The organism is Enterobacter sp. MF024 (assembly GCF_005843915.1).
Classification (GTDB): Bacteria; Pseudomonadota; Gammaproteobacteria; order Enterobacterales; family Enterobacteriaceae; genus Enterobacter; species Enterobacter barmai.
Genome location: NZ_VCBB01000027.1, coordinates 1 through 506, shown reverse-complemented (window position 1 = coordinate 506; position 506 = coordinate 1). Strand labels below are relative to the sequence as shown.

The following is a 506-nucleotide window of genomic DNA, read 5'->3' as shown; positions in this document are numbered from 1 at the left end:
CACTACAAAGGCAGGTTCTTTAAGGTAAGGAGGTGATCCAACCGCAGGTTCCCCTACGGTTACCTTGTTACGACTTCACCCCAGTCATGAATCACAAAGTGGTAAGCGCCCTCCCGAAGGTTAAGCTACCTACTTCTTTTGCAACCCACTCCCATGGTGTGACGGGCGGTGTGTACAAGGCCCGGGAACGTATTCACCGTAGCATTCTGATCTACGATTACTAGCGATTCCGACTTCATGGAGTCGAGTTGCAGACTCCAATCCGGACTACGACGCACTTTATGAGGTCCGCTTGCTCTCGCGAGGTCGCTTCTCTTTGTATGCGCCATTGTAGCACGTGTGTAGCCCTACTCGTAAGGGCCATGATGACTTGACGTCATCCCCACCTTCCTCCAGTTTATCACTGGCAGTCTCCTTTGAGTTCCCGGCCTAACCGCTGGCAACAAAGGATAAGGGTTGCGCTCGTTGCGGGACTTAACCCAACATTTCACAACACGAGCTGACGA

General features: G+C 52.4%; 1 rRNA gene. It reads right to left on the bottom strand.

From position 1 onward, the window contains the following. Positions 1 to 25 precede the first annotated feature (25 nt). Positions 26 to 506, bottom strand: a 16S ribosomal RNA gene (locus FFB58_RS22760); the annotation flags it as partial.